Annotated in this window: 21 protein-coding genes and 1 pseudogene; 16 read left to right on the forward strand and 6 right to left on the reverse strand. The window is 72.1% G+C overall.

Annotated elements, in window-relative coordinates; genetic code table 11:
• Positions 1-8: 8 nt before the first annotated feature.
• On the reverse strand, positions 9-464 hold the full coding sequence (locus OG521_26670) for a pyridoxamine 5'-phosphate oxidase family protein (GenBank protein ID WUW24156.1): 456 nt from the start codon (positions 462-464) through the stop codon (positions 9-11).
• Positions 465-607: 143 nt separating this feature from the next.
• On the opposite strand from OG521_26670, the pseudogene OG521_26675 reads away from it, so the two are divergent.
• Positions 608-1475: pseudogene (locus tag OG521_26675) on the forward strand (arylamine N-acetyltransferase).
• Between the two features lie 185 nt (positions 1476-1660).
• Positions 1661-2545: a YceI family protein gene (locus OG521_26680; protein WUW24157.1), complete on the forward strand. Its 885-nt coding sequence runs from the start codon at positions 1661-1663 to the stop codon at positions 2543-2545.
• Positions 2546-2675: 130 nt separating this feature from the next.
• Here OG521_26680 and OG521_26685 read toward each other — a convergent pair whose 3' ends face one another.
• A complete protein-coding gene (locus OG521_26685) occupies positions 2676-2939 on the reverse strand; it encodes a hypothetical protein (GenBank protein ID WUW24158.1) in 264 nt (87 codons plus the stop codon).
• 65 nt (positions 2940-3004) lie between these two features.
• Here OG521_26685 and holA point away from each other — a divergent pair, with 65 nt between their 5' ends.
• Positions 3005-3991, forward strand: a complete 987-nt coding sequence (holA, locus tag OG521_26690; GenBank protein ID WUW24159.1) for a DNA polymerase III subunit delta — start codon at positions 3005-3007, stop codon at positions 3989-3991.
• 261 nt (positions 3992-4252) lie between these two features.
• Here holA and rpsT read toward each other — a convergent pair whose 3' ends face one another.
• Positions 4253-4519, reverse strand: a complete 267-nt coding sequence (gene rpsT, locus OG521_26695) for a 30S ribosomal protein S20 (protein ID WUW24160.1) — start codon at positions 4517-4519, stop codon at positions 4253-4255.
• A gap of 225 nt (positions 4520-4744) precedes the next feature.
• Between rpsT and lepA the strand changes: the two genes are divergently transcribed.
• The 4 genes from lepA to hemW all read left to right on the forward strand — a co-directional run bounded on the left by lepA (position 4745) and on the right by hemW (position 12296).
• Positions 4745-6619: a translation elongation factor 4 gene (gene lepA, locus OG521_26700; protein ID WUW24161.1), complete on the forward strand. Its 1875-nt coding sequence runs from the start codon at positions 4745-4747 to the stop codon at positions 6617-6619.
• A 285-nt stretch (positions 6620-6904) separates the two neighbouring features.
• A complete protein-coding gene (locus OG521_26705) occupies positions 6905-8794 on the forward strand; it encodes a long-chain fatty acid--CoA ligase (protein WUW24162.1) in 1890 nt (629 codons plus the stop codon).
• A gap of 304 nt (positions 8795-9098) precedes the next feature.
• Complete coding sequence (locus OG521_26710; GenBank protein WUW26808.1) at positions 9099-11009, forward strand: SpoIIE family protein phosphatase; 1911 nt, start codon at positions 9099-9101, stop codon at positions 11007-11009.
• A gap of 54 nt (positions 11010-11063) precedes the next feature.
• Entirely contained in the window at positions 11064-12296 is a 1233-nt protein-coding gene (hemW, locus tag OG521_26715; protein ID WUW24163.1) for a radical SAM family heme chaperone HemW, read from the forward strand.
• 434 nt (positions 12297-12730) lie between these two features.
• Here the strand turns inward: hemW and OG521_26720 are convergent, their stop codons facing one another.
• On the reverse strand, positions 12731-13567 hold the full coding sequence (locus OG521_26720) for a DUF3097 domain-containing protein (protein ID WUW24164.1): 837 nt from the start codon (positions 13565-13567) through the stop codon (positions 12731-12733).
• Positions 13568-13592: 25 nt separating this feature from the next.
• The gene (locus tag OG521_26725; GenBank protein ID WUW24165.1) at positions 13593-14324 is read right to left on the reverse strand and encodes an MBL fold metallo-hydrolase; all 732 of its coding nucleotides are present in this window, start codon (positions 14322-14324) and stop codon (positions 13593-13595) included.
• 185 nt (positions 14325-14509) lie between these two features.
• Here OG521_26725 and hrcA point away from each other — a divergent pair, with 185 nt between their 5' ends.
• The 9 genes from hrcA to OG521_26770 all read left to right on the forward strand — a co-directional run bounded on the left by hrcA (position 14510) and on the right by OG521_26770 (position 24971).
• A complete protein-coding gene (hrcA, locus tag OG521_26730; GenBank protein WUW24166.1) occupies positions 14510-15526 on the forward strand; it encodes a heat-inducible transcriptional repressor HrcA in 1017 nt (338 codons plus the stop codon).
• A complete protein-coding gene (gene dnaJ / locus OG521_26735) occupies positions 15527-16663 on the forward strand; it encodes a molecular chaperone DnaJ (GenBank protein ID WUW24167.1) in 1137 nt (378 codons plus the stop codon).
• A gap of 113 nt (positions 16664-16776) precedes the next feature.
• Positions 16777-17850: a nitronate monooxygenase gene (locus tag OG521_26740; protein ID WUW24168.1), complete on the forward strand. Its 1074-nt coding sequence runs from the start codon at positions 16777-16779 to the stop codon at positions 17848-17850.
• Complete coding sequence (locus OG521_26745) at positions 17847-18593, forward strand: 16S rRNA (uracil(1498)-N(3))-methyltransferase (GenBank protein ID WUW24169.1); 747 nt, start codon at positions 17847-17849, stop codon at positions 18591-18593. The genes OG521_26740 and OG521_26745 overlap by 4 nt, the downstream gene beginning before the upstream one ends.
• 72 nt (positions 18594-18665) lie before the next feature.
• On the forward strand, positions 18666-19217 hold the full coding sequence (locus tag OG521_26750) for a hypothetical protein (GenBank protein ID WUW24170.1): 552 nt from the start codon (positions 18666-18668) through the stop codon (positions 19215-19217).
• Positions 19218-19286: 69 nt separating this feature from the next.
• Positions 19287-22502 (forward strand): PDZ domain-containing protein, encoded by a 3216-nt coding sequence (locus OG521_26755; protein ID WUW24171.1) that lies wholly within the window; start codon positions 19287-19289, stop codon positions 22500-22502.
• A gap of 149 nt (positions 22503-22651) precedes the next feature.
• On the forward strand, positions 22652-23011 hold the full coding sequence (locus tag OG521_26760) for a histidine triad nucleotide-binding protein (protein WUW24172.1): 360 nt from the start codon (positions 22652-22654) through the stop codon (positions 23009-23011).
• Positions 23012-23029: 18 nt separating this feature from the next.
• Positions 23030-23941, forward strand: a complete 912-nt coding sequence (locus OG521_26765) for a ribonuclease Z (protein WUW24173.1) — start codon at positions 23030-23032, stop codon at positions 23939-23941.
• A gap of 37 nt (positions 23942-23978) precedes the next feature.
• On the forward strand, positions 23979-24971 hold the full coding sequence (locus OG521_26770) for an adenosine deaminase (protein ID WUW24174.1): 993 nt from the start codon (positions 23979-23981) through the stop codon (positions 24969-24971).
• On the opposite strand, the gene OG521_26775 is transcribed toward OG521_26770, so the two are convergent.
• Complete coding sequence (locus OG521_26775) at positions 24935-26290, reverse strand: MFS transporter (protein WUW24175.1); 1356 nt, start codon at positions 26288-26290, stop codon at positions 24935-24937. The two genes, OG521_26770 and OG521_26775, sit on opposite strands and share 37 nt — an antisense overlap.
• Positions 26291-26353: the final 63 nt, after the last annotated feature.

Genomic DNA, 26353 nt, shown 5'->3' on the forward strand with positions numbered 1-26353 from the left:
CGGAGCGATCAGTCCAGCCACCGGCCCTCGGCCATCAGTTCACGGCCGGCGAGCTCGTTCTCCTCCCGCCAGGCCCTGACCGCGTACGGCGTGAACCGCAGGTACACCCAGGCGGAACGGCCCCGCAGGTCCCAGTTGAGCTTGGCGGCGAAGGCGTCGCCCGACTCGACGGGAAGGTCCGCGCCCTCGACGACCTCCGCCGTCGCCTCGATGAGGACCACATCGCGGGTGTGGCCCAGCGCGATCCTGGCCTGCCCGGCCGGTGTCACGTTGACCGCCGTCGGGTTGGTGCGCCGGGTGGCCATCAGCAGGGTCTCCCGGTCCCAGACGAACGAGAGGGGAACGAGGGTCGGTGCCCCGTCGGCGGAGGAGGTCGACACCCAGGCGTCCTCGTCCTTCTCCAGGTGATCGAGCACGTCCTGCTTGCGCTGTTCGCGGCTGCGCGCCGGCTCCGGATTCGTCATGCCCGCCACGCTAGTGAACGGGCGGGGCATCGCACCTCAGCCGCCGGACCTAGGACCATCGGCGCACGGCGCCGCACGCGTCCCGACGGTCCTACGACCACCGGCTCATGGCAGAGCGTCGCGTGCCGGGACAGACTGACGGCATGGACCCCAGATCGCAGCAGACCACCGACTCCTACCTGGAGCGCATCGGCGCCGCCCGGCCCGCCCGCGCCGATGCAGCGGCGCTGCGCGAACTGCAACTGCGCCACCTCACCTCCGTGCCCTTCGAGAACCTCTCCATCCACCTCGGCGAGGACATCGTGCTGGAGGAGGAGGCGCTCCTCGACAAGGTCGTGGCGGACCGCCGCGGCGGGTTCTGCTACGAACTCAACGGCGCCTTCGCCGCGCTGCTGCGGTCGCTCGGGTTCCGGGTCACGCTGCTCCAGGCGCGGGTCCACGGCGACGGGGGGGCGGCTCGGCATCCCGTACGACCACATGGCGCTGCGGGTGGAGACGGACGACGGCAGCGGGCCGTGGCTGGCCGACGTCGGCTTCGGCGACCACGCCCAGCACCCCTTGCCGCTCGGCGACCGTACGGACCAGGAGGACCCGCGCGGCACCTTCCGGATCGCACCGGCCCCTGCGGAGCACATCGTGGACGCGGGCGGCCCCGAAGGAGCCGGGGGCGCCGGGGAGTACGGGGATCTGGAGGTGCTGCGGGACGGCACGCCCCAGTTCCGTCTGGACCTGCGGCCCCGGGCGCTCGCCGACTTCCGGGCCGGTTCCTGGTACCACCGGACCTCTCCCGACTCCGGCTTCACCCGGGGGCCGGTCTGCTCACGCTTCACCGCCACCGGGCGGATCACGCTCAAGGGCCGCAGGCTCCTCACGACGGTGGGCGAGGACCGCCACGAGACCGAACTGCACAGCGACGAAGAGGTCTTCGCCGCCTACCGCGAGCACTTCGGGATGCGTCTCGACCGGCTTCCGCCCGACCGGGGGGCCGGTACTTCCGTACCGAATGGGTGACACACACAAACGGAACGATCAATTCGGACCTTCGGTAACACCTCCACCCAAGCCCTTGCGAGCCGCGCTGTTTGCCTCGAACGCCACAAGGGTGATCGAATGCATGCTCGTCGGCGGGCCGCTGCTCCGACAACGACGTCCAGCCCTCCGGCCCGAGGTGAAACCGCCCCCGGGAGTGCGTGAAGATGTTCGGCCGTTGGCTCGGAAACAAAGGAGCGACGGGTGCGGTACGCGGCAGCGCCCTCGCCGGTCTTGCCGTACCGGACTCCGCGGGTGTCCTCAGCTGCCGGGTGCTCGACCCGGTCAACGAGGCTGTCCAGCAAGCCGAGTTCGTGGTCACGGATGCTGCGGGGCGCAAGATCGTCGGCGGCGAGACGGACCCGTACGGCCATGTCCTCGCCACCGTCCCGGCGGGGGAGTACCGAGTGGCCGTCACGGCGGAGGGCTTCACCCCGTTCCACGGTTCGGCCGCGGTGACCGAGGGCGGTCACGCGGGCCTGGGCGATGTGATGCTCCAGGTCTCCGCGCCCCCGCAGCTGCCCGACCCGGGCGAGTGGGAGATCGAGCCGATGCACTCCCAGATCGGGTTCACGGCCCGTCACATCGGGATGGCCCGCATCCACGGCCGGTTCAACACCTTCGCGGGCGCGGTCCGGATCGCCGACCGCATGGAGAACTCGGCCATGCACGTGATCGTCGACGCCGCCTCGATCGACACGAACGTCCAGATGCGCGACGACCACCTGCGTTCGGGCGACTTCCTCGACGTCGGCCGCTATCCGACACTGGAGTTCTACAGCGACCGATTCGTCCACCGGGGCGGCACCCGCTGGGGTGTGAGCGGCGCGCTCACCCTGCACGGGGTGAGCCGTACGGTCATGCTGGACACCCAGTACCTCGGCCTCGGCAACGGCCTGGAGGGCGAGACCCGCGCCGCGTGCCGCGCCACCACGGAGCTGCACCGCGAGGACTTCACCCTCACCTGGCAGACGATGCTCGCCCGTGGCATCGCGGCGGTCGGTTCCAGCATCTCCATCGACATGGACATCCAGATCGTCCCGAAGAGCTGACGGCTTCGGCCTCTGCTCCGGTCTTGGCTCCGGCTTCGGCCTCGGCTCCGGCTTCGGCCTCGGATCCGGCCGCGGTTCGGGATCCGGCTTCGGCCCCGGCCCCGGCCCCGGGCCGGAGTTCCGGCGGCCTTTACGGCGCCTCCAGCCACCCCTCGTACTCCGCGGCGAATCCGTCGAGCGCCGCGGAGTCCAGGCGCCCGTCCGGATCCTCCACGACCACCAGCCACTGGGCGTCCTCGGCGTCGTCCTCGCCGGCCAGCGCGTCGCGCACGAGCTGTGGCTCCTCGGTGACCCCGAACCGGTCGGCCAGTTCTCCGGCGGCCTCCTCGGCGGCATCGCGGTCGGGCAGCACCAGTACATGTCTCACGTCGCTCACCCGCCCATTCTCGGGCATGGGCGGCCGTGCCCCGGCGGCGGCCGCAGCCGGGCTGTCAGTGGCCCGTGGGATGCTGGACGGCGATGGCCACCAGAAGGAATTCCACCGACGACCCGCTCGCCCCCCTCACGCTCGCCGTGGGGCAGGAGGACCTGCTCCTGGACCGTGCCGTGCAGCAAGTGGTGGCGGCGGCCCGCGCCTCCGACGCCGACACGGACGTCCGGGACCTCAGTTCCGACCAGCTTCAGCCGGGCACCCTCGCCGAGCTGACGAGCCCCTCGCTCTTCGCTGAGCGCAAGGTGGTGATCGTGCGCAACGCGCAGGACCTCTCCGCCGACACGATCAAGGACGTCAAGAAGTACCTCGACGACCCGGTCGAGGAGATCACCCTCATGCTGCTGCACGCGGGCGGCGCCAAGGGCAAGGGGCTGCTCGACGCGGCACGCAAGGCCGGGGCGCGGGAGGTCGCCTGCCCGAAGACCACCAAGCCCGCCGAGCGGCTCTCCTTCGTGCGGGGCGAGTTCCGGACGCTGGGCCGGTCCGCGACCCCCGAGGCGTGCCAGGCGCTGGTCGACTCCATCGGCAGCGATCTGCGGGAGCTGGCGAGCGCGGTCTCGCAGCTCGTCGCGGATGTCGAGGGCACGATCGACGAGGCCGTCGTCGGGCGCTACTACACGGGGCGGGCCGAGGCGTCGAGCTTCACGGTCGCCGACCGGGCGGTCGAGGGGCGGGCGGCGGAGGCGCTGGAGGCCCTGCGCTGGTCGCTGTCGACCGGAGTGGCCCCCGTGCTGATCACCAGCGCGCTGGCCCAGGGCGTCCGGGCGATCGGGAAGCTCTCGTCGGCGCGCGGTGGGCGTCCGGCGGACCTCGCCCGGGAGCTGGGCATGCCGCCCTGGAAGATCGACCGGGTGCGTCAGCAGATGCGGGGGTGGACGCCGGACGGGGTCGCGGTGGCGCTCCGGGCGGTCGCGGACGCGGATGCGGGTGTCAAGGGCGGCGGGGGCGATCCGGAGTACGCGCTGGAGAAGGCCGTGGTCGCGGTGGCGCGGGCCGCACGGACGGGGCGGTAGCGGTAGCGGCAGCGGATGCCGGTTCGCCGGGCCGGCCGCGGTGTCGGTGTCCTCGCGGTGTCCTCAGCCGTCGGACGGGCTTGAATCCGGATGTGACGAAGGCCCCCGTCGCTCCCTGGGGAGGGAGCGACGGGGGCCTTCGTTGTGCGCTCGGTGCGCCGCACCCGCGTGGCGAACGCAGGTTCGGTGTGCGGCGCGGGTGCCGGTCAGGAGCGGGAGAGAGGGCCCGCTGGGTCCGTTCCGGCGATCACATCAGAATGCTCAGCCCTGGAGGGTGGCAACCTTGGTGGCCAGCGCCGACTTCTTGTTGGCGGCGGCGTTCTTGTGGATGACACCCTTCGAGACAGCCTTGTCGAGCGCACGGGAGGCGTCGCGAACGGCCACAGTGGCCTTCTCGACGTCGCCCGCAACGACGGCCTCGCGGGCCTTGCGGATCGCGGTCTTGAGCGAGGACTTGACGGCCTTGTTACGCAGGCGCGCCTTCTCGTTCGTCTTGTTCCGCTTGATCTGGGACTTGATGTTCGCCACGAAAGAGCCTTTTCAGGTTCGTTGGATCTTCGATGTGTGTCCTGCGGCCCGAGGGTCACGGGGCACAGCTGTCCACGGTACCAGCCGCGCTCCGACCGGCCCAAACCGGTCTTCGCCCCGCAGGCGTGGGACGATGGGGGCTACGTACAGATCCGCGTACAGATCCGACCGACCCGACATCGACCCGAGACACGGCGTTCGGCGTCTCAAGAATCAGGACCCTGCGTGCCCGCGACTCCTCTCCACGTGCCCGAGCCGAGCCGTACCGACCCGGCGCTGATCCGCAATTTCTGCATCATCGCGCACATCGACCACGGCAAGTCGACCCTTGCCGACCGGATGCTCCAGCTGACCGGTGTGGTCGACCAGCGGCAGATGCGCGCTCAGTACCTCGACCGGATGGACATCGAGCGCGAGCGTGGCATCACCATCAAGTCCCAGGCGGTCCGGCTGCCCTGGGCGCCGACCACCGGTGAGGGCCAGGGCAGCACCCACGTCCTCAACATGATCGACACCCCGGGACACGTCGACTTCACCTACGAGGTCTCCCGTTCGCTCGCCGCCTGTGAGGGCACGGTCCTGCTGGTCGACGCGGCGCAGGGCATCGAGGCCCAGACGCTCGCCAACCTCTACCTGGCGATGGAGAACGACCTCACCATCGTCCCGGTGCTCAACAAGATCGACCTGCCGGCCGCCCAGCCGGAGAAGTTCTCCGAGGAGCTGGCCAACCTCATCGGCTGCCAGCCGGAGGACGTCCTCAAGGTCTCCGCGAAGACCGGTGTCGGCGTGGACGCGCTGCTCGACCGGGTGGTCCGGGACGTCCCGGCGCCCGTCGGCAAGGCGGATGCCCCGGCCCGCGCGATGATCTTCGACTCCGTCTACGACGCGTACCGCGGTGTCGTCACGTACGTCCGTGTCGTCGACGGCCAGCTGAACAAGCGCGAGCGCATCCGGATGATGTCGACCGGCGCCACCCACGAGCTGCTGGAGATCGGTGTCTCCTCCCCGGAGATGACCCCGTCCGACGGCATCGGCGTCGGCGAGGTCGGCTACATCATCACCGGCGTGAAGGACGTCCGGCAGTCCAAGGTCGGTGACACGATCACCTCCCTGAGCAACGGGGCGACCGAGGCGCTGGGCGGTTACAAGGACCCCAAGCCGATGGTGTTCTCGGGTCTGTACCCGCTGGACGGATCGGACTACCCGGACCTGCGCGAGGCCCTGGACAAGCTCCAGCTCAACGACGCCGCCCTGGTGTACGAGCCGGAGACCTCGGCCGCGCTCGGCTTCGGCTTCCGTGTCGGCTTCCTCGGCCTGCTCCACCTGGACGTGGTCCGCGAGCGGCTGGAGCGCGAGTTCGGTCTCGACCTCATCGCCACCGCCCCCAACGTGGTCTACCGCGTCGAGATGGAGGACGGCACCGAGCACACCGTCACCAACCCGAGTGAATTCCCCGAGGGCAAGATCGACAAGGTGCACGAGCCGGTCGTCCGGGCCACGGTCCTGGCGCCCAGCGAGTTCATCGGCGCGATCATGGAGCTCTGCCAGCAGCGCCGCGGCACCCTGCTCGGCATGGACTATCTCTCCGAGGACCGGGTCGAGATCCGCTACACCCTGCCGCTCGCCGAGATCGTCTTCGACTTCTTCGACCAGCTGAAGTCCAAGACCCGGGGTTACGCCTCGCTCGACTACGAGCCCACCGGCGAGCAGTCCGCCCAGCTCGTCAAGGTCGACATCCTGCTGCACGGCGACAAGGTCGACGCCTTCTCCGCGGTCACGCACAAGGACAAGGCGTACGCGTACGGCGTCCGGCTCGTCGCCAAGCTGCAGAAGCTCATCCCGCGGCAGAACTTCGAGGTGCCGATCCAGGCGGCCATCGGCTCGCGGGTCATCGCCCGTGAGACCGTCCGTGCCATCCGCAAGGACGTCCTCGCCAAGTGCTACGGCGGTGACATCTCCCGTAAGCGGAAGCTGCTGGAGAAGCAGAAGGAAGGCAAGAAGCGGATGAAGATGGTCGGCAACGTGGAGGTGCCGCAGGACGCGTTCATCTCCGTCCTGTCGACCGACGAGTCCGCCGGGGAGACCAAGGCCAAGAAGTAGTACGGAGGTGTGGGGCGAGCGGCGGCACGCAGTCGCGTCCCTCACACCTACCGGCCGGTAGACGAACGGGTCCCCGCATCGCAGAACGCTGCGCCGCGGGGGCCTGTTCGTTATGAAGCGGGGTCCCGTTGCCTCTTACGCGGGGCGTGCGGGCGCTTTACTCTGATCACGGCTTCGTAGTTACTCGCCAGTTAAACAAGCATCGTCAAGCACGCAGACGTAAGCGGAGAGCACACCCCAACCAGCAGCCCGTCGTGAAGCACTGCCGCAGGCCCGGAGGATGTCGTGAGCGACACACAGACCATGATCGAGAACCGTCCGCCCTCCGTGGCGACCCTCTTCATCGACCGGGTGGCGGCCACCCCGGACGGGGAGGCCTACCGCTACCCCGTCCCCGCAGCCGCCGGCCAGGGCCCCGACGAGTGGAAGTCCCTCAGCTGGGCGCAGGCCGCCGAGCGGGTCCACGCCGTGGCGGCCGGGCTGATCGCGCTGGGCGTGCAGCCGGAGGAGCGCGTCGCGCTCGCCGCGAGCACCCGGGTCGAATGGATCCTCGTCGACCTCGGCGTCATGTGCGCGGGCGCCGCGACCACCACGATCTACCCCTCGACCAACGCCGAGGAGTCGGCGTTCATCCTCTCCGACTCCGACAGCCGGGTACTGATCGCCGAGGACGCCACCCAGCTGGCCAAGGCCCGCGAGCGCCGTGCCGAGCTGCCGAACCTCGCCCATGTCGTCGTCATCGACGCCGAGGGCGCCGGACCGGCCGAGGGTGACCCCGAGGGCTGGGTGCTCACACTGGCCGACCTGGAGGCCCTGGGCAACGAGCACCTGGCCAAGAACCCGGCCGCGGTCACCGACCGGGTCGACGCGATCACCCCCGAACAGCTCGCGACCCTCATCTACACCTCGGGTACCACAGGCCGCCCCAAGGGCGTCCGGCTGCCGCACGACAACTGGTCGTACATGGCCAAGGCCACCGTCTCGACCGGGCTGATCACCAAGGACGACGTCCAGTACCTCTGGCTGCCGCTCGCGCACGTCTTCGGCAAGGTCCTCACCTCCGGGCAGATCGAGGTCGGCCACGTCACCGCCGTCGACGGCCGGGTCGACAAGATCATCGAGAACCTGCCGATCGTCCAGCCGACCTATATGGCCGCCGTCCCCCGCATCTTCGAGAAGGTCTACAACGGCGTCGCCGCCAAGGCCCGCGCCGGTGGCGGAGCCAAGTACAAGATCTTCCTCTGGGCGGCCGGCGTCGCCCGCGAGTACGCGAAGGTCTCCCAGGACAACTTCCGGCGCACCGGCACCGCATCCGTGCCCTTCGCGCTCGGCGCCAAGCACAAGGTCGCCGACGCCCTCGTCTTCGCCAAGATCCGCGAGGCCTTCGGCGGCCGGCTCCGCGCCTGCGTCTCCGGCTCCGCCGCGCTCGCCCCGGAGATCGGCTTCTTCTTCGCCGGCGCCGGGATCCACATCCTGGAGGGCTACGGCCTCACCGAGTCGAGCGCCGCCTCCTTCGTCAACCCGGGCGAGGCCTACCGCACCGGCACCGTCGGCAAGCCGCTCCCCGGCACCGAGGTCCGGATCGCCGACGACGGCGAGATCCTGCTGCGCGGTCCCGGCCTGATGCAGGGCTACCAGGGGCTGCCGGACAAGACCGCCGAGGTCCTGGAGGCCGACGGCTGGTTCCACACCGGCGACATCGGCGAACTCTCCGTGGACGGCTACCTGCGGATCACCGACCGCAAGAAGGACCTGATCAAGACGTCCGGCGGCAAGTACATCGCGCCGGCCGAGGTCGAGGGCCAGTTCAAGGCGGTCTGCCCGTTCGTCTCCAACATCCTGGTGCACGGCGCGGACCGTAACTTCTGCACCGCGCTGATCGCCCTCGACGAGCCCACGATCCTAGGCTGGGCCGCCGAGAACGGACTGGAGGGCAAGTCCTACGCGGACGTCGTGGCCGCCCCGAAGACCGTCGAGCTCATCGACGGATACGTGAAGCGGCTCAACGAGGGTCTGCAGCGCTGGCAGACCATCAAGAAGTTCCGGCTGCTCCCGCGCGACCTCGACATCGAGCACGGCGAGGTCACACCCAGCCTCAAGCTGAAGCGGCCGGTCGTCGAGCGTGAGTACAAGGACCTCATCGACGACATGTACGCGGGCTCCCGCGAGGCGTAGCCCGGCATACGCCCCTCCGGCGGGGCGCGGCCCGCGTCCGCCCGCCCGCTCCGGCCGGCCGCCCGAGTGGCGGCCGGTTCCGGACACCGGGCCGTCGGCGGCCCGGAACGGACGATCACCAGGCCCCCGCGCCCGCCGCGCGGGGGCCTGGTGCACGTCCGGGGCCGTGTTCTCCTACTCACTTCGGTAACTCGACGCGTATGCGAAGGGCCGATCTGTCACTCTGTCCGTGTCGTCAGCGGGGCTTAACGGAGAACAGGCAGAGCGAGAACAGGTCAGGAGCCGCCCTGTGGGGTCCATTCCCTTGCAGCGGGACATCGTGCAGCGTCCAGGAACCAACGGCTCGTCCTCGGGCGGACAGCCCGTCGCCCGGACGAGCCTGCCCGGGAACCTGCTGGCGCCCTCGGCGGCCAGGCGGTTCGTCGCGGCGGCGCTCGCCGAGTGGAGCGGGCTCGGGCTGCCCGCGGCCGTCGGCTTCAGCGACCGGCTGTCCGACGACGCGTCGGTCGTCGTCAGCGAACTCGTCACCAACGCCGTCGTGCACGCCGGGACCAACGTCGAACTGCTCTTCCGCCTGGAGGAGGCGACCGAGGACGAGGTCTCCGCGCTCGTCCTGGAGGTCTCCGACCACCACCCGGCCCGCGCCGTGCGCAGCGACGGCTCCGAGGGCGGCTTCGCGGGCGCGGAAGGCCCCGGGGAGCCCGCGGAGTTCGGCCGCGGCCTGGAACTCGTCGCCACCCTCTCCGAACGCTGGGGCATCACCTACCGCACCGGCCTCAAGACCGTCTGGGCCCGGCTCCCCGTCGACGACTGGAACCCCTTCCCCGACGCCCGCCCGGAGCCCGGGTTCCAGCGCGGACTGCGCGCCGCCGAACTGCTCGCCCCCACCGCACGGCGGGCCCTGCGCGACGACGCGGACTGGGCCGGACGCGGCGCGCTGTCGTTCCTCGCCGAGGCCTCGGACCTGCTGGCCGGCCAGCTCGACGAGGACATCGTCGCCGCGCTCGCCGGACAGTTACTCGTGCCCCGGCTCGCCGACTGGTGCGCCATCTGGCTGGAGCCCGAGACCCCCGGCCGCGCGGCCGTCCCCCGGCTCGCCAAGGTCTGGCACATCGACGAGAGCCGCATCCAGACCCTGCGCACCCTGCTGGAGGGCGACCCGCTCCGGCTCCCCGAGCGGGTCGGGACCGGACCTGTCTCGATACCGTGGCCCGGCAGCGCGGAGGACGGCGAGAAGCCGGGCGAGGAAGCGGCAGAAGGCGTCGCGCTCGCCTACCGGATCACCTCGGGCGGCCGCACCCTCGGAGCCGTACTCCTGGGCCGCGAAGGCATCGCCCGCGTCCCCGACGAGGTCACGGCGCTCATCGAGGACTTCGTACGCCGGGTCGGACTCGCCGTCGGCGCCGCCCGCGCCTACACCCGGCAGGCCACCATCAGCCGCATCCTCCAGCGCGGACTGCTCCCCAGCAAGGTCGCCGACATACCGGGCGTCGCCAGTTCCCTGGTCTACGAACCCAGCGACGACGGTGTGGTCGGGGGTGACTTCTACGACATCTTCCCGTGCCCCGGCGACCGCTGGTGCTTCGTCCTCGGCGACGTCCAGGGCAGCGGCCCCGAGGCGGCCGTCGTCACCGGACTCGCCCGCCCCTGGCTGCGGCTGCTGGCCCGCGAGGGCTTCCAGGCCGGCGAGGTCCTGGTCCGGCTGAACCGGCTGCTCCTCGACGACGCGATGGAGGCCGCGGAGGCGGCCGCCCTCATGGTCGCCGCCGCGGGCGGCCAGCACTCGGCGGACAGCGGGCAGTCCCGGTTCCTCTCCCTGCTCTACGGGGAGCTCGTGCCGCTGCCCGACGGCGGCGCGCGCTGCACCCTGGCCAGCGCGGGGCACCCGCTGCCACTGCTGCTGCGCCCCGACGGCACGGTCCGCCCGGCCGCCGAACCACAGCTGCTGCTCGGCATCATGGACGACGCCGTCTACGAGACCCAGAGCTTCGACCTGGCGCCCGGCGACAGCCTGCTGTGCGTCACCGACGGGGTGACCGAGCGGCGCTCGGGGCCGCTGATGTTCGACGACGGGGACGGGCTGGCACAGGCGCTCTCCGGCTGCGCCGGGCTGACCGCCGAAGGCATCGCGGACCGCATCAAGCACGCCGTGCACGCCTTCGCCGAGCGCCCGCCGGACGACGACCTGGCGCTGCTGGTCCTCCAGGCCCAGTAGCGCCCGTCCCGGGCGTGGCGTCCGGGTGCCGGGCGGCGCGCGACAATGGACGGTATGCCTTCCGTACTGCCCGATGGTGAGCCCGTGCCCGACGACGGGGCGCTGCCCCGCCATGCCCTGGAAGGCGCCGCCGACCGCCCGCTCGGCTTCTATCTGCACGTGCCGTACTGCGCGACCCGCTGCGGCTACTGCGACTTCAACACCTACACCGCGACCGAGCTGCGCGGCTCCGGCGGTGCGCTGGCCTCCCGCGACAACTACGCCTCCCACCTCATCGGCGAGGTCCGCCAGGCCCGCAAGGTCCTCGGCGACGACCCCCGGCAGGTCCGCACGGTCTTCGTCGGCGGCGGTACGCCGACGCTGCTGGCCGCCGCCGATCTGGTCCGGATGCTGGCCGCGATCCGCGAGGAGTTCGGGTTCGCGGACGACGCCGAGATCACCACCGAGGCGAACCCGGAGTCCGTCGGACCCGCCTATCTCGCGGAGCTGCGCGAGGGCGGCTTCAACCGGATCTCCTTCGGGATGCAGAGCGCCCGGCAGCACGTCCTGAAGATCCTCGACCGCACCCACACCCCCGGCCGGCCCGAGGCGTGCGTCGCCGAGGCGAGGGCGGCCGGCTTCGAGCACGTCAACCTCGACCTGATCTACGGCACGCCGGGGGAGTCCGACGACGACTGGCGCGCCTCCCTCGACGCGGCGATCGGTGCCGGCCCCGACCATGTGTCGGCGTACGCCCTGATCGTCGAGGAGGGCACCCAGCTGGCCCGCCGGATCAAGCGCGGCGAGATCCCGATGACGGACGACGACGCGCACGCCGACCGCTATCTGATCGCGGACGAGGCGATGGCCGCGGCCGGCTTCTCCTGGTACGAGGTGTCGAACTGGGCCCGGACCCCCGAGGGCCGCTGCCTGCACAACGAGCTGTACTGGCGCGGGGCGGACTGGTGGGGCGCCGGGCCCGGCGCGCACAGCCATGTCGGTGGCGTGCGCTGGTGGAACGTGAAGCACCCCGGGGCGTACGCGCAGGCGCTCGCCGAGCGGCGCTCGCCGGGTGCGGGGCGCGAGATCCTCTCCGCGGAGGACCGGCGGGTCGAGCGCATCCTGCTGGAGCTGCGGCTCGTCGACGGCTGCCCGCTGTCGCTGCTCGCCCCTGCGGGGCTGGCGGCGGCGGGGCGGGCCGTGTCGGACGGTCTGCTCGAGCCGGGGCCGTACGGGGAGGGGCGGGCGGTGCTGACGTTGCGGGGGCGGTTGTTGGCGGATGCGGTGGTGCGGGACCTGGTGGACTGAGGGGGTGCGGGGCGTCCCTGGGGGTGCCCCCCGGGGAGGGTGCGCCTGAGGGGTGCCCTCTCGGGGCTGGTGCGCCTGCTGGGTGCCCCCCCTCGGGGCTGGTGCGCCTGCGGCGGGGCTGTTCCCCTCCCCGCCCCTTCCCGTAACCGGGGCTCCGCCCCGGACCCCGCGCCTCAAACGCCGGCGGGGCTGGAAGGGGCTGGAAGGGCGGAGGGGCTTGGTGGGGCGTAGGTGCCAGGTGGGGTGGGAAGGCCCCGCGCCGGGGTCCGTCGTGGGTGGGACAGGGAAGGCCCCGCGCCAGGGTCCGCCTCGTGCGGGAAGGCTACGCGCCAGGGCCCGTCGTGGGTGGGGCAGGAAGGCCCCGCGCCCGGGGCCGTCGTAGGTGAGGCAGGAAGGCCCCGCGCCCGGGTCCGTCGCACAGTTGGGGCGGGAGGCTACGCGCCCGGGCCCGTCATGGGTGGGGCTGTTACGAAGTCGATCAGTTCTTCCACCCGGCCCAGCAGTTCCGGCTCCAGGTCCCGGTAGGAGCGGACCGTGGACAGGATGCGCTGCCAGGCCGCCCCCGTGTTCTCCGGCCAGCCCAGCGAGCGGCACACGCCCGTCTTCCAGTCCTGGCCGCGCGGCACCACCGGCCAGCCGGGGATTCCCACCGACGACGGCTTCACCGCCTCCCATACGTCGATGTACGGGTGGCCGACCACCAGCACGTTGCCGTCCGAGATCTGTGCGGCGATCCGGGACTCCTTGGAGCCGGGGACGAGATGGTCGACCAGCACACCCAGCCGTGCGTCCGGGCCCGGTGAGAACTCGCGCACGATCGCGGGCAGGTCGTCGATGCCCTCCAGGTACTCCACGACAACACCCTCGATCCGCAGGTCGTCGCCCCACACCCGCTCCACCAGTTCGGCGTCGTGCCGGCCCTCCACGTAGATCCGGCCGGCCCGCGCCACCCGGGCCCGCGCCCCGGGCACGGCCACCGAGCCGGAGGCCGTGCGGGCGGGGCGTGCGGGGCCGCCCGCCGACGGGCGTACCAGCGTGACGACCCGGCCCTCCAGCAGGAAGCCGCGCGGTGCCATCGGGAAGACCCGGTGCTTGCCGAAGCGGTCCTCCAGGGTCACCGTCGGGCCCTCGGCGGTCTTCTCGCACCGGATCACCGCACCGCAGAAGCCGGTGGCGACGTCCTCCACGACCAGATCGGGCTCGGCGGACACCTCGGGGGCGGGGGCGGACTTCTTCCACGGCGGGGTCAGGTCCGGCTGGTAGCTGCGCATCGGATGACGATAAGGCGGGAGCGGCTCACGACACGCCGAACCGCGCGGCCAGCCGTTCGCGCTGGGCCCGTACGAACGCGGCGTCCACCACCGCCCCGTGCCCCGGCACGTACAGCGCGTCCTCGCCGCCCAGCTCCAGCAGCCGGTCCAGTGCCGCGGGCCAGCGGGCCGGGAACGCGTCCGGGCCCGCCTGCGGTTCGCCGGACTCCTCGACCAGGTCGCCGCAGAACACGATCGCGGGCGAGCCGGCGCCGCCGGGGACCAGCACCGCCAGGTCGTGGCCGCTGTGCGCCGGACCCGCGTTCACCAGGAGCACCTCGCGCCCGCCGCCCAGATCGAGCGTCCACTCGGCGATCACCTCGTGGCGGGGCGCCACGAGTACGTCGGCGGACTCCGCCGCGTCCTGTTCGGGCAGGCCCTGCCGCACCGCGTCGGTGTGGAGTTCGTCCGCCGAGCGCCGCAGCAGATCCGCCGTGCCCCCCGCGCCGTACACCTGTGTCCCGGCGAAGGCCGCCGTGCCCAGTACGTGATCGAAGTGGGGGTGGCTGAGTGCGATATGCGTCACCCTCCGGCCCAGCAGTGCCTGCGCCTGTCCGCGCACCTCCACCGCTTCACGCAGTGACGACCCGGTGTCGCAGAGCAGCACTCCGTCCGTCCCGGCCACCAGTGCGACCGTTGCATCCCACACCGGAAGGCGTCGCCGGCCCACTCCGTGTCCGAGTCGCTCCCAGCCGAACTCTTCCCAAGAGGCGTCCATACGACGACGCTATCGGCAACGACCTGCGCAGTCTCGCGGTAGCGTGGCCGGTCGCCCTTGCTAGGGGGCTACCCCGTCGCCGTACACTGACCGGGGGATTGCTGGCACTCGTACGCACAGAGTGCCAGGGACGGTCCCGGGAACGGCCCGAGAACCACCGAGGTACACAGCTGGAGGTGTGCGCGATGCTCAGCGAACGCAGACTCGAAGTGCTGCGCGCCATCGTCCAGGACTATGTCGGCACCGAGGAGCCCGTCGGCTCCAAGGCGCTCACCGAGCGGCACAAGCTGGGGGTCTCCCCGGCCACCGTCCGCAACGACATGGCGGTGCTGGAGGACGAGGGCTTCATCGCCCAGCCGCACACCAGCGCGGGACGCATCCCGACGGACAAGGGTTACCGGCTCTTCGTCGACAGGCTCGCGGGCGTCAAGCCCCTGTCGTCGCCGGAGCGCCGTGCCATTCAGAATTTCCTCGACGGCGCGGTCGACCTCGACGACGTCGTGGGACGGACCGTACGGCTGCTCGCGCAGCTGACCCGGCAGGTCGCCGTCGTGCAGTACCCCTCGCTGACCCGCTCGACGGTGCGGCACGTGGAACTGCTGTCCCTGGCCCCCGCCCGGCTGATGCTCGTACTGATCACGGACACCGGCCGGGTCGAACAGCGGCTGGTCGACTGCCCCGCACCCTTCGGCGAGACCTCCGTCGCCGATCTGCGGGCCCGGCTCAACAGCCGGGTGGTGGGACGCCGGTTCGCCGACGTCCCGCAACTGGTGCAGGACCTGCCGGAATCCTTCGAGAGCGAGGACCGGGGAACCGTGTCCACCGTGCTCTCGATCCTGCTCGAAACCCTCGTCGAGGAGACGGAGGAGCGGCTGATGATCGGCGGCACCTCCAACCTCACCCGCTTCGGACACGACTTCCCGGTGATGATCCGGCCGGTGCTGGAGGCACTGGAGGAGCAGGTCGTGCTGCTGAAGCTGCTCGGCGAGGCCAAGGACTCGGGCATGACCGTACGTATCGGGCACGAGAACGCCCACGAGGGGCTCAACTCCACGTCCGTCGTCGCGGTCGGCTACGGTTCGGGCGACGAGGCAGTCGCCAAACTCGGCGTGGTCGGACCGACCCGCATGGACTACCCCGGAACGATGGGAGCGGTACGCGCAGTGGCACGTTACGTCGGACAGATCCTGGCGGAGTCGTAAGTGGCCACGGACTACTACGCCGTACTCGGCGTGCGCCGCGACGCTTCGCAGGACGAGATCAAGAAGGCTTTCCGGAGGCTCGCCCGCGAGCTGCACCCGGATGTGAACCCCGATCCGAAGACCCAGGAGCGGTTCAAGGAGATCAACGCCGCTTACGAGGTGTTGTCGGACGCCCAGAAGAAGCAGGTCTACGACCTCGGCGGCGACCCGCTGTCCGCCTCCGGCGGAGGTGGCGCGGGCGGATTCGGACAGGGCGGCTTCGGCAACTTCTCCGACATCATGGACGCGTTCTTCGGCACGGCGTCGCAGCGCGGACCCCGTTCGCGCACCCGGCGCGGCCAGGACGCCATGATCCGGCTGGAGATCGACCTCTCCGAGGCGGCCTTCGGCACGACCAAGGACATCCAGGTCGACACGGCCGTCGTCTGTACGACCTGCAACGGCGAGGGCGCCGCGCCCGGCACCTCCGCCCAGACGTGTGACATGTGCCGCGGCCGCGGCGAGGTCTCCCAGGTCACCCGGTCGTTCCTCGGCCAGGTCATGACCTCGCGGCCCTGCCCGCAGTGCCAGGGCTTCGGCACGGTCGTGCCGACCCCCTGCCCGGAGTGCGCCGGCGACGGCCGCATCCGGTCGAGGCGCACGCTCACCGTGAAGATCCCTGCGGGTGTCGACAACGGCACCCGCATCCAGCTCGCGGGCGAGGGCGAGGTCGGCCCCGGCGGCGGCCCGGCCGGTGATCTCTACGTCGAGATCCACGAGCTGCCGCACGCCGTGTTCCAGCGGCGCGGTGACGATCTGCACTGCACGGTCACCATCCCCATGACGGCGGCGGCCCTCGGCACCAAGGTGCCGCTGGAGACGCTCGACGGACTGGAGGAGGTCGACATCCGGCCGGGCACCCAGTCCGGCCAGTCCGTCCCGCTGCACGGGCGCGGCATCACGCACCTGCGCGGCGGCGGGCGCGGCGACCTGATCGTGCACGTCGAGGTGATGACCCCGACGAAGATGGACCCCGAGCAGGAGCGCCTGCTGCGCGAGCTGTCGAAACTGCGCGGCGAGGAGCGGCCCACCGGCCAGTTCCAGCCCGGGCAGCAGGGGCTGTTCTCGCGCCTGAAGGACGCGTTCAACGGCCGCTAGAGCCGCACGCCGATGTCGTACGGGCCCGGATTCCGGGCCCGTACCGCATTGCGGACAAAACGTGTCAGTGGGGTGCGCATCACCGGACACGGGAGACATGACACGATGCGGTCATGTCATCCGCGTTGACCGATCTCTGCCGGTATCCGATCGTGCAGGCCCCGATGGCGGGCGGAACCTCCTGTCCGCAGCTCGTCGCGGCCGTCGCCGAGGCCGGCGGACTCGGCTTCCTGGCCGCCGGGTACAAGACGACGGACGGCATGTACAACGAGGTCAAACAGGTGCGCGGGCTCACCGGTCAGCCCTTCGGCGTCAATCTCTTCATGCCGCAGCCGAACCTCGCCGACCCGGCCGCGGTCGACGTGTACCGGCACCAGCTCGCGGGCGAGACCTCCTGGTACGAGACCCCGCTCGGCGACACCGACACCGGCGGCGACGACGGCTACGAGGCCAAGCTCGCCATCCTGCTGGAGGACCCCGTCCCGGTGGTCTCCTTCACCTTCGGCTGCCCCTCCCGCGACACCCTCGACGCGTTCGCCGCGGTGGGCACGTACACCGTCGTCACGGTCACCTCGCCCGAGGAGGCGCAGGCCGCCCAGTGGGCGGGCGCCGACGCCGTCTGCGCCCAGGGCGTCGAGGCGGGCGGCCACCAGGCCACGTTCCGCGACGACCCGCAGACCGACGGCTCCGGCACCGGGCTGCTCTGCCTGGTGGCCCAGGTGCGCGAGACCGTGCAGATACCGGTCATCGCCGCCGGCGGGCTGATGCGCGGCTCCCAGATCGCCGCGGTGCTCGCGGCGGGCGCCGACGCCGCCCAGCTCGGCACCGCCTTCCTGGCCTGCCCCGAGTCGGGCGCCCATCTGCTGCACAAACAGGCCCTGACCAACCCGCTGTTCGTCCGCACCACCCTGACCCGGGCGTTCTCCGGACGCCCGGCCCGCGGCCTGGTCAACCGCTTCGTACGCGAGCACGGGCCGTACGCCCCCGCCGCCTACCCCCAGGTGCACCATCTGACGTCCGCGCTGCGCAAGGCGGCGGCCAAGGCCGGGGACGCGCAGGGCATGGCACTGTGGGCGGGGCAGGGACACCGGATGGCGCGCGAGCTGCCCGCCGGCCGGCTGGTCAGACTGCTCGCCGAGGAACTGGACGCCGCACGGACGGCAGTGAGCACGAGGAGTACACAGTGACGGCACCCGTCTTCGTCGTCGACCGGATGCCGCAGGGGCCGGACTTCGTCCTGGAAGGGCCCGAGGGGCGGCACGCCGTCTCCGTGAAACGCCTGCGCGCCGGTGAGGACGTCGTCCTGACGGACGGCCAGGGGCACTGGGCGGAGGGCGTCGTGAGCGCCGCCGAGGGCAAGGACCGGCTGGTGGTCACCGGTCTGGAGTCCGTCCACGAGGAGCCCCGGCCCGGCATCCGCATCACCGTCGTCCAGGCGCTGCCCAAGGGCGACCGGGGCGAGCTCGCCGTCGAGACGATGACGGAGACCGGCGTCGACGCGATCGTGCCGTGGCAGGCGGCCCGCTGCATCACCCAGTGGAAGGGCGACCGCGGCCTCAAGTCCCTGACGAAATGGCGCAGTACGGCCCGTGAGGCCGGCAAGCAGTCCCGCCGGGTGCGCTTCCCGGAGGTGGCGGACGCGCTCACGACGAAGCAGGTTGCCGCACTTCTGGCCACAGCCGACTTCGCGGCCGTCCTGCACGAGGACCGCGACCACGACAGCGAGCCGCTGGCCACCGTCCCCCTGCCCGACAAGGGCGAGATCCTGCTGGTCGTCGGCCCCGAAGGCGGCGTCTCACCGGATGAGTTGGCCGTCTTCGCGGCTGCGGGGGCGCGCACCTGCCGGCTCGGGCCGACGGTCCTGCGCACCTCCACCGCCGGCACGGCGGCGACCGCGCTGCTGCTGGGGCGCACGGGCCGCTGGTCGTAACCCCGTTCACCCGGGGCGGTTGTGGCCGCAAGCGGTCTACCGTTCCGTCAGGAGCGGTGGGAAGCTGCCCGTATGGGGACATCAAGGGCATGGGGCCGTCGAACGGCCCGCCGCTTTCCGGCCGCGCTCTGCCTCGCGGCCACCGCCGTCGTGGGCCTCGCCGCCTGCGAGCCCGTCGACGGGCTGAACACCGCGTCCATCGCCGTGACCACCGACCGCACCGGCACCCGCGCCCTGGAGCACGAAGGCGTCGACGTGCGCTGGCTGACGTGCACGGCGCGCACCGGCGAGGAAGGCGCGGCGAAATCCTCCGCCCGGGCCGCTTCGCCCACCGCCTCCACCCGCCGCATCGCCGACGTCGACTGCGACGGCAAGACGAAGAGCGGCCAGGACATCACGATCAACGGCCAGGTGCGGCAGGCAGTTGACGGCCGGTGCGTGCGCGGCGACCTGACCGCGAAGGCGGGCGGCCGGACCGTCTTCCGGGCCACCCTGCTCGGCAACTGCGACGCACCGCCCTCGACCCCCGCCCCGGACGACGGCGGCGGCAGCGGCGGCGGGGGAGGGGCCCGGCCGGCCGTCACCGTGACCGTCACGGTCACCGAATACCCCCAGGGCAAGTGACCCGGCCGGACGGTCGGACTCCGGCCAACCCCGTTCCACCAGGCACGGCGGCGGCCTAGGGTGATCGATGTGACACAGCCTTCCTACCTCCGGTATCCCCATGTCCAGGGCGACTCGATCGCCTTCACCGCCGAGGACGATGTCTGGCTCGCGCCGCTCGACGGCGGCCGAGCCTGGCGTGTCAGCGCCGACAACCGCCCCGTCACCCAGCCGCGGATATCGCCCGACGGCACCCTCGTCGCCTGGACGTCCACCCGGGACGGGGCCCCCGAGGTGCACCTCGCCCCCGTCGACGGCGGCCCCTCCCGGCGGCTGACGCACTGGGGCGACGCGCGCACCGCGGTGCGCGGCTGGACCCCCGAGGGCGACGTGCTGGTCACCAGCACCCAGGGCCAGGTCTCGCTGCGCCGCAGCTGGGCCCGGGCCGTCCCGGTCGACGGCGGCCCCGCACGGACCCTCCCGTACGGGCCGGTCGGCTCCCTCGCGTACGGACCCGGCGGACGGGTCCTGCTGCTCTCGGCCACCATGGGGCGCGAGGCCGCCACCTGGAAGCGCTACCGGGGCGGCACGGCCGGCAAGCTCTGGATCGCGGCCGAGGGGGACCCGGCGGAGTTCGTCCGCGTCCACGAGGAGCTGGACGGCAACATCGAGTGCCCGCTCTGGGTGGGCGAGCGCATCGCCTTCCTCTCCGACCACGAAGGCGTCGGCGCGCTCTACTCCTCCCTCCCCGACGGCACGGACCTGCGCCGGCACACCGGCATCGAGGGCTTCTACGCCCGGCACGCCACCACCGACGGCACCCGCGTCGCCTACGCCTCCGCCGGTGAACTGTGGCTCCTGGACAGCCTGGAGAGCGACGCACCCCGCCGCCTCGACATCAGGCTCGGCGGCCAGCGCGCCGACCTCCAGCCGCACCCCGTGCACGCCGGCAGCCACCTGCACACCGCGTCCCCCGACCGCACCGGCCGCGGCAGCGCCGTCGGCTCCCGCGGCGCCGTCCACTGGGTCACCCACCGCGAGGGCCCGGCCCGCGCACTCGCCGTCGAACCCGGCGTACGGGCCAGGCTGCCCCACACCTTCCAGGCCGACGGCGACCAGCACGTCGTCTGGGTCACCGACGCCGAGGGCGACGACGCGCTGGAATGCGCCCCCGCCACCGGCACCGGGCCCGGCGCCGTACCGCGCCGCCTCGCCTCAGGCCGGATCGGCCGGGTCCTGGACCTGGTCCCCGCACCCGACGGCAGCCGGTTCGCCGTCGCCGCCCACGACGGACGCGTCCTCGTCGTCGAACGGGAGAGCGGCGAGGTCCACGAGGTGGACCGCAGCGAGAACGGCGACGCCTCCGGCCTCGTCTTCTCGCCCGACTCCGCCTGGCTCGCCTGGTCGCACCCCGGCCCCGAACCGCTCAGCCAGCTCAAGCTCGCCCACCTCGCCGACCTGTCGGTCTCCGAGGCGACCCCGCTGCGGTTCCGGGACTTCGCACCCGCCTTCACCGCCGACGGAAAGCACCTGGCGTTCCTCTCGGAGCGGGCGTTCGACCCGGTCTACGACTCCCACGTCTTCGACCTGGCCTTCATCGGCGCCTGCCGGCCGCACCTGCTGACGCTCGCCGCGGCCACCCCTTCCCCGTTCGGGCCGCAGCTCCACGGCCGCCCGACCGAGAAGGAGAAGGGCGGCGACGGCGAGGACAACCCCACGGCTCTGCCCGTCACCCGCATCGACCTGGACGGGCTCGCCGACCGGATCGTGCCGCTGCCCGTCGAGGCCGCCAGCTACTCCTCGCTGCGCGCCGCCAAGGACGGGCTGCTGTGGCTGCGCCACCCGGTCACCGGTGTCCTCGGCACGAGCGCGGCCACTCCCGCCGCGCGCCACCCCGAGACCGTCCTGGAGCGGTACGACCTGGAGAAGCTGCGCTGCGAGGAACTCGCCTCCGACATCAGCCGGTTCGCCGTCAGCGGCGACGGCAAGCGCCTCGTCCTGCACAGCCACGGGAACCTGCGCGTCGTCCCGTCCGACAGCCGGGTGTCCGGCGGCCCCGACGACGACCACGACGACAGCAACATCACCGTCGACCTCTCCCGCGTCCGCCGCACCCTCGACCCGGCCGCCGAATGGCGTCAGATGTACGACGAGGCCGGCCGCATCATGCGGGACAACTTCTGGCACCCCGGCATGAGCGGCATCGACTGGAACGGCGTCCTGGACCGCTACCGCCCCGTCCTGGAGCGGGTCGCCACCCACGACGACCTCATCGACCTGCTCTGGGAGGTGCAGGGAGAACTCGGCACCTCGCACGCCTATGTGACCCCGTCCGGCGGCTGGCGCGACGACTCGGCCCGGCAGGGACTGCTCGGCGCCGACCTCTCCCGCGCGGACGACGGGAGCTGGCGCATCGACCGCATCCTGCCGTCCGAGACCTCCGACCCCGCCGCCAGGGCGCCGCTCGCCGCGCCCGGTGTCGCCGTCCGGCCCGGTGACGCGATCGTGGCGGTCGACGGCCACCCCGTCGACTCCCTCACCGGCCCCGCGCCCCTGCTCACCGGCTCGGCCGGCAAGCCCGTCGAGCTGACCGTCTCGCCGGTCGACGGGGGAGACCCGCGCCACGTCGTCGTCGTACCGGTCGCCGACGAGGAGGCGCTGCGCTACCACGACTGGGTCGCCGGCCGGCGCGCGTACGTGCACGAGAAGTCGGGCGGTCGCCTCGGCTACCTCCACGTCCCGGACATGGTCGGCTCGGGCTGGGCGCAGATCCACCGCGACCTGCGCACCGAGGTCGCCCGTCAGGGTCTGGTGGTGGACGTACGGGAGAACCGCGGCGGCCACACCTCGCAGCTGGTGGTGGAGAAGCTGGCCCGCCGCATCGTCGGCTGGGACCTGCCCCGCGGCATGCGGCCCTTCAGCTATCCGGGCGACGCGCCGCGCGGGCCCGTCGTGGCCGTCGCCAACGAGTTCTCCGGCTCGGACGGCGACATCGTGAACGCGGCGATCAAGGCGCTGAACATCGGACCCGTGGTCGGCGTGCGCACCTGGGGCGGTGTGGTGGGCATCGACAGCCGGTACCGGCTCGTCGACGGCACGCTGGTCACGCAGCCCAAGTACGCCTTCTGGCTGGAGGGGTACGGATGGGGCGTCGAGAACCACGGTGTCGATCCCGACGTCGAGGTCGTCATGACGCCGCAGGACCATGCGGCGGGGCGGGACCCGCAGCTGGACGAGGCGATCCGGCTCGCGCTGGAGTCGCTGACGCGGACGCCGGCGAAGGCGCCGCCGGAGCTGCCGGAGTGAGTTGAGGGGGGCCGGCGGGGCTTGAGGGATCCAGCCCCGCCGGCGATCGAGGCGCGGGGGCAGTGCCCCGAAAGCGTCCGGGCCCAGCGTCCCGGCCCCGCCCGCTAGGCTGCCCCGTAACGGATCACCGAGACAGAGGAGCGCACCCCATGGCAGGAGAACCGCAGTCCGACTGCCTGTTCTGCAAGATCGTCTCCGGTGAGATCCCGGCCACCATCGTCCGGGAGACCGACACCACGGTCGCCTTCCGCGACATCAACCCCCAGGCCCCCACCCACGTCCTCGTCATCCCCCGCGTCCATCACCCGGACGCCGCCTCGCTCGCCACCGCCGAGCCGCAGGTCCTCGCCGACGTCCTGCGCGAGGCCGGGCACGTCGCCGCCGACGAGAAGATCGACGGGACCGGTTACCGCGTCGTGTTCAACACCGGCGCCGGAGCCGGGCAGACCGTCTTCCACGCGCACGCCCACGTCCTGGGCGGCCGCGGCCTCCAGTGGCCCCCCGGCTAGGACGGAACGCCGCACACCGTGTCCGCACGTGAACTCGTCGTCCTCGGCACCGCCAGCCAGGTCCCGACCCGGCACCGCAACCACAACGGCTACCTGCTGCGCTGGGACGGCGAGGGCATCCTCTTCGATCCCGGCGAGGGGACCCAGCGCCAGATGCTGCGGGCCGGCGTCGCCGCCCACGACATCGACCGGATCTGCGTCACGCACTTCCACGGCGACCACTCGCTGGGCCTGGCCGGGGTGATCCAGCGGATCAACCTCGACCAGGTCCCGCACCCCGTCACCGCGCACTACCCGGCGAGCGGACAGCACTTCTTCGAACGGCTGCGGTACGCCACCGCCTACCGCGAGTCCGTCGAGCTGACCGAGGCCCCGGTCGCCGTCGACGGGCCGCTGGCCACCACGGAGGCGTACACGCTGGACGCCCACAAGCTCTCGCACCCCGTCGAGTCGTACGGCTACCGGCTCGTCGAGCCCGACGGGCGGCGCATGCTGCCCGCGAGACTCGCCGAGCACGGCATCGCGGGACCGGACGTCGGCCGGATCCGGCGCGACGGCGTCCTCGGCGGAGTCACCCTCGACGACGTCTCCGAGCGCAGGCGCGGACAGCGGTTCGCGTTCATCATGGACACCAGGCTGTGCGACGGCGTGTACGCACTCGCCGAGGGCTGCGACATGCTGGTCATCGAGTCGACCTTCCTCGACGAGGACGAACGGCTGGCCACCGACCACGGCCACCTGACCGCCGGGCAGGCGGCCCGGGTCGCGCGGGAGGCGGGAGTACGGCATCTCGTACTCACGCACTTCTCGCAGCGCTACCCGGACCCGGAGCTCTTCGGAGCCCAGGCCCGGGCGGCCGGGTTCGAGGGCGAACTGACCGTCGCCCAGGACCTGATCCGCGTCCCGGTACCGACCCGCCACCACCCGTAACAGATCACCGCACCACCTGCGTTAGCGAGAAGAACCCGTGCACCTCCCCAAAGCAGAACTCCACCTCCACATCGAAGGAACCCTCGAACCCGAGCTGGCCTTCGAGCTCGCCGCACGCAACGGCGTGACGCTGCCCTACGCGGACACCGAGGAACTGCGCACCGCCTACCTCTTCGAGGACCTGCAGACCTTCCTCGACCTGTACTACGCGCTGATGGCGGTGCTGCGGACCGAGGACGACTTCGCCGCACTCGCCGACGCCTACCTGACCCGCGCCGCGGCCCAGGGCGTGCGCCACGCGGAGATCTTCTTCGACCCGCAGGCGCACACCGCCCGGGGCGTCCCCATCGGCACCGTCGTCGAGGGACTCGGCCGGGCGCTGGAGCGCAGCGAGGAGAAGCACGGCATCTCCACCCAGCTGATCATGTGCTTCCTGCGCGACCAGTCCGCCGAATCGGCACTGGAGACGCTGGAGGCCGCGAAGCCGTACCTGCACCGGATCAGCGCCGTCGGCCTGGACTCCGCCGAGGTCGGCCACCCGCCCGCCAAGTTCCGCGAGGTGTACGCCGCGGCCGGTGAGCTCGGGCTGCGCAAGGTCGCCCATGCCGGCGAGGAGGGACCGCCCGCGTACATCACCGAGGCGCTCGACGTCCTCGGAGTCGAGCGCATCGACCACGGACTGCGCTGCATGGAGGACCCGGAACTCGTGAAGCGGCTGGCCGCCGACCGGGTGCCGCTCACCCTGTGCCCGCTGTCCAACGTCCGGCTGCGCGCCATCGACACCCTGGAGGAGCACCCGCTGCGGGCCATGATGGACGCCGGGCTGCTCTGCACCGTCAACTCCGACGACCCCGCCTACTTCGGCGGGTACGTCGGCGACACCTTCCACGCCGTCCACGAGGCGCTCGGCCTGGAGCGCGAGCAGTTGCGCACCCTGGCCCGCAACTCCTTCGAGGCGGCCTTCCTCGACCACGACGAGGAGCGCAGGGCGCGCTACCTGTCCGAGGTCGAGGCGTACGCGTTCGACTGACCGCCACCCGACGGGCCGGCCGTCCGGAACGCACTCCTGACCGGGCGCCGGCGGCGCAGCGCGGGCAGGCTGATCTCCGTGACGGCCTGCTCGGGCGCGCCCAGCTTCGGCACGGCGCCCGGCACCGCACCCGTGGTGACCGCGAGCAGGGCCGCCGGAGCACCGCCCCTGCGGCGCACCGAGCCCGGCACCAGCGGACGGCCGCCCGTGTGCAGGGCGACGGCCGTCACCGGGACCGCGACCAGCAGGGTCACCGCGCCCAGGATCAGCCCCATCGCCGGGAAGCCGGCCTCCTCGGACAGCACACTGCCGAGCACCGGACCGCAGGCCACACCGACCGAGGACGCCGAGCCCGCCAGGACCGCCCAGCGGCCCCGCACGTCCAGGGAGGCGGCCAGACCGATCAGATACGACAGGACCACCGGGTAGACGGTGTTCCACAGGATCTCGCCGGTCGCGAACGAGCCGACGCTCCCGGCCGACGAGCTGAGCACGATGCTCGCGGCGATCACCACGGTGCCCATGCCGATCGGCACCGCGCGCCCGAGCCGGGCACCCAGCACCCCGGCGCCCATGACACCGAGCAGACCGGCGCCGAGCGCGGCGGCGAACACGGCGCCGATGGTGACCTCGGAGAGCCCGACCTGGTCCACGCCGATGCGGCTGCTGACGCCCCACAGCGCGTTCTGCGCCATCGACCAGACGAGCATGCCGCCCGCCAGCACCAGGCCCGAGCGCCGGTGCGGCAGCCGTCCCGGAGCGGGGACGGCCGGACCGGCCGGCACCGAACCGCCGAGCCGCGAGGTGGCCGGCCACACGCACACCGCGACCAGGGCGATCGAGGCGAACGGCAGCCGGTGGCCGCCGCCCAGGTGCGGGATCGTCAGATACAGGGCGCCCGCGGTAGCGGACACGCTCAGCAGCCCCAGGGACGACGTCCGGTGCGGGTCACGCTGGGCGGCGATGCACGCAGCGGCCACCGCGGTCGCGGTGCCGGAACCGAAGCCGCCGACCACGGCGCCCAGCACGACCAGCGGCACGGAACCCGCCAGCGCCGCGCAGCCGTACCCCAGTACGGCCAGCACCAGTCCGATCCGCGCAGGTCTCCGCGGCCCGAACGTCTCGACGCGGCCCGCCAGGCAGAAGCCGGCGGAGGCCGAACTCAGCAGCAGCGCGCTGCCGACCAGACCGGCCTGTGCCGTGCTGAGGCCCAGATAGACGGAGAGCCGTCCCACGATGGTGGGGAGGAGATAGGCGGCGAGGTAACCGGCGGTGAACACGGCAACCAGAGGCCACGCGGCGCGAGGGCGCGAGGACATGGGCGTTCCTGAAGACATGCCAGAAGAGGCGGAGAAGAGAGGGGGGTGATGCGGAAAAGCGAG

Source organism: Streptomyces sp. NBC_01463, assembly GCA_036227345.1.
Taxonomy (GTDB): Bacteria; Actinomycetota; Actinomycetes; order Streptomycetales; family Streptomycetaceae; genus Streptomyces.

What these genes read in the sequence shown, in the direction of transcription:
- OG521_26685 (WUW24158.1), bottom strand. Translation starts at nt 2,939, where the DNA reads ATGCCCGAGAATGGGCGGGTGAGCGACGTGAGACATGTACTGGTGCTG.
- OG521_26725 (WUW24165.1), bottom strand. Translation starts at nt 14,324, where the DNA reads ATGGACGCCTCTTGGGAAGAGTTCGGCTGGGAGCGACTCGGACACGGA.
- OG521_26680 (WUW24157.1), top strand. Translation starts at nt 1,661, where the DNA reads ATGTTCGGCCGTTGGCTCGGAAACAAAGGAGCGACGGGTGCGGTACGC.
- OG521_26720 (WUW24164.1), bottom strand. Translation starts at nt 13,567, where the DNA reads ATGCGCAGCTACCAGCCGGACCTGACCCCGCCGTGGAAGAAGTCCGCC.
- OG521_26670 (WUW24156.1), bottom strand. Translation starts at nt 464, where the DNA reads ATGACGAATCCGGAGCCGGCGCGCAGCCGCGAACAGCGCAAGCAGGAC.
- OG521_26740 (WUW24168.1), top strand. Translation starts at nt 16,777, where the DNA reads ATGTCATCCGCGTTGACCGATCTCTGCCGGTATCCGATCGTGCAGGCC.
- OG521_26760 (WUW24172.1), top strand. Translation starts at nt 22,652, where the DNA reads ATGGCAGGAGAACCGCAGTCCGACTGCCTGTTCTGCAAGATCGTCTCC.
- hemW (WUW24163.1), top strand. Translation starts at nt 11,064, where the DNA reads ATGCCTTCCGTACTGCCCGATGGTGAGCCCGTGCCCGACGACGGGGCG.
- OG521_26775 (WUW24175.1), bottom strand. Translation starts at nt 26,290, where the DNA reads ATGTCCTCGCGCCCTCGCGCCGCGTGGCCTCTGGTTGCCGTGTTCACC.
- hrcA (WUW24166.1), top strand. Translation starts at nt 14,510, where the DNA reads ATGCTCAGCGAACGCAGACTCGAAGTGCTGCGCGCCATCGTCCAGGAC.
- OG521_26750 (WUW24170.1), top strand. Translation starts at nt 18,666, where the DNA reads ATGGGGACATCAAGGGCATGGGGCCGTCGAACGGCCCGCCGCTTTCCG.
- holA (WUW24159.1), top strand. Translation starts at nt 3,005, where the DNA reads ATGGCCACCAGAAGGAATTCCACCGACGACCCGCTCGCCCCCCTCACG.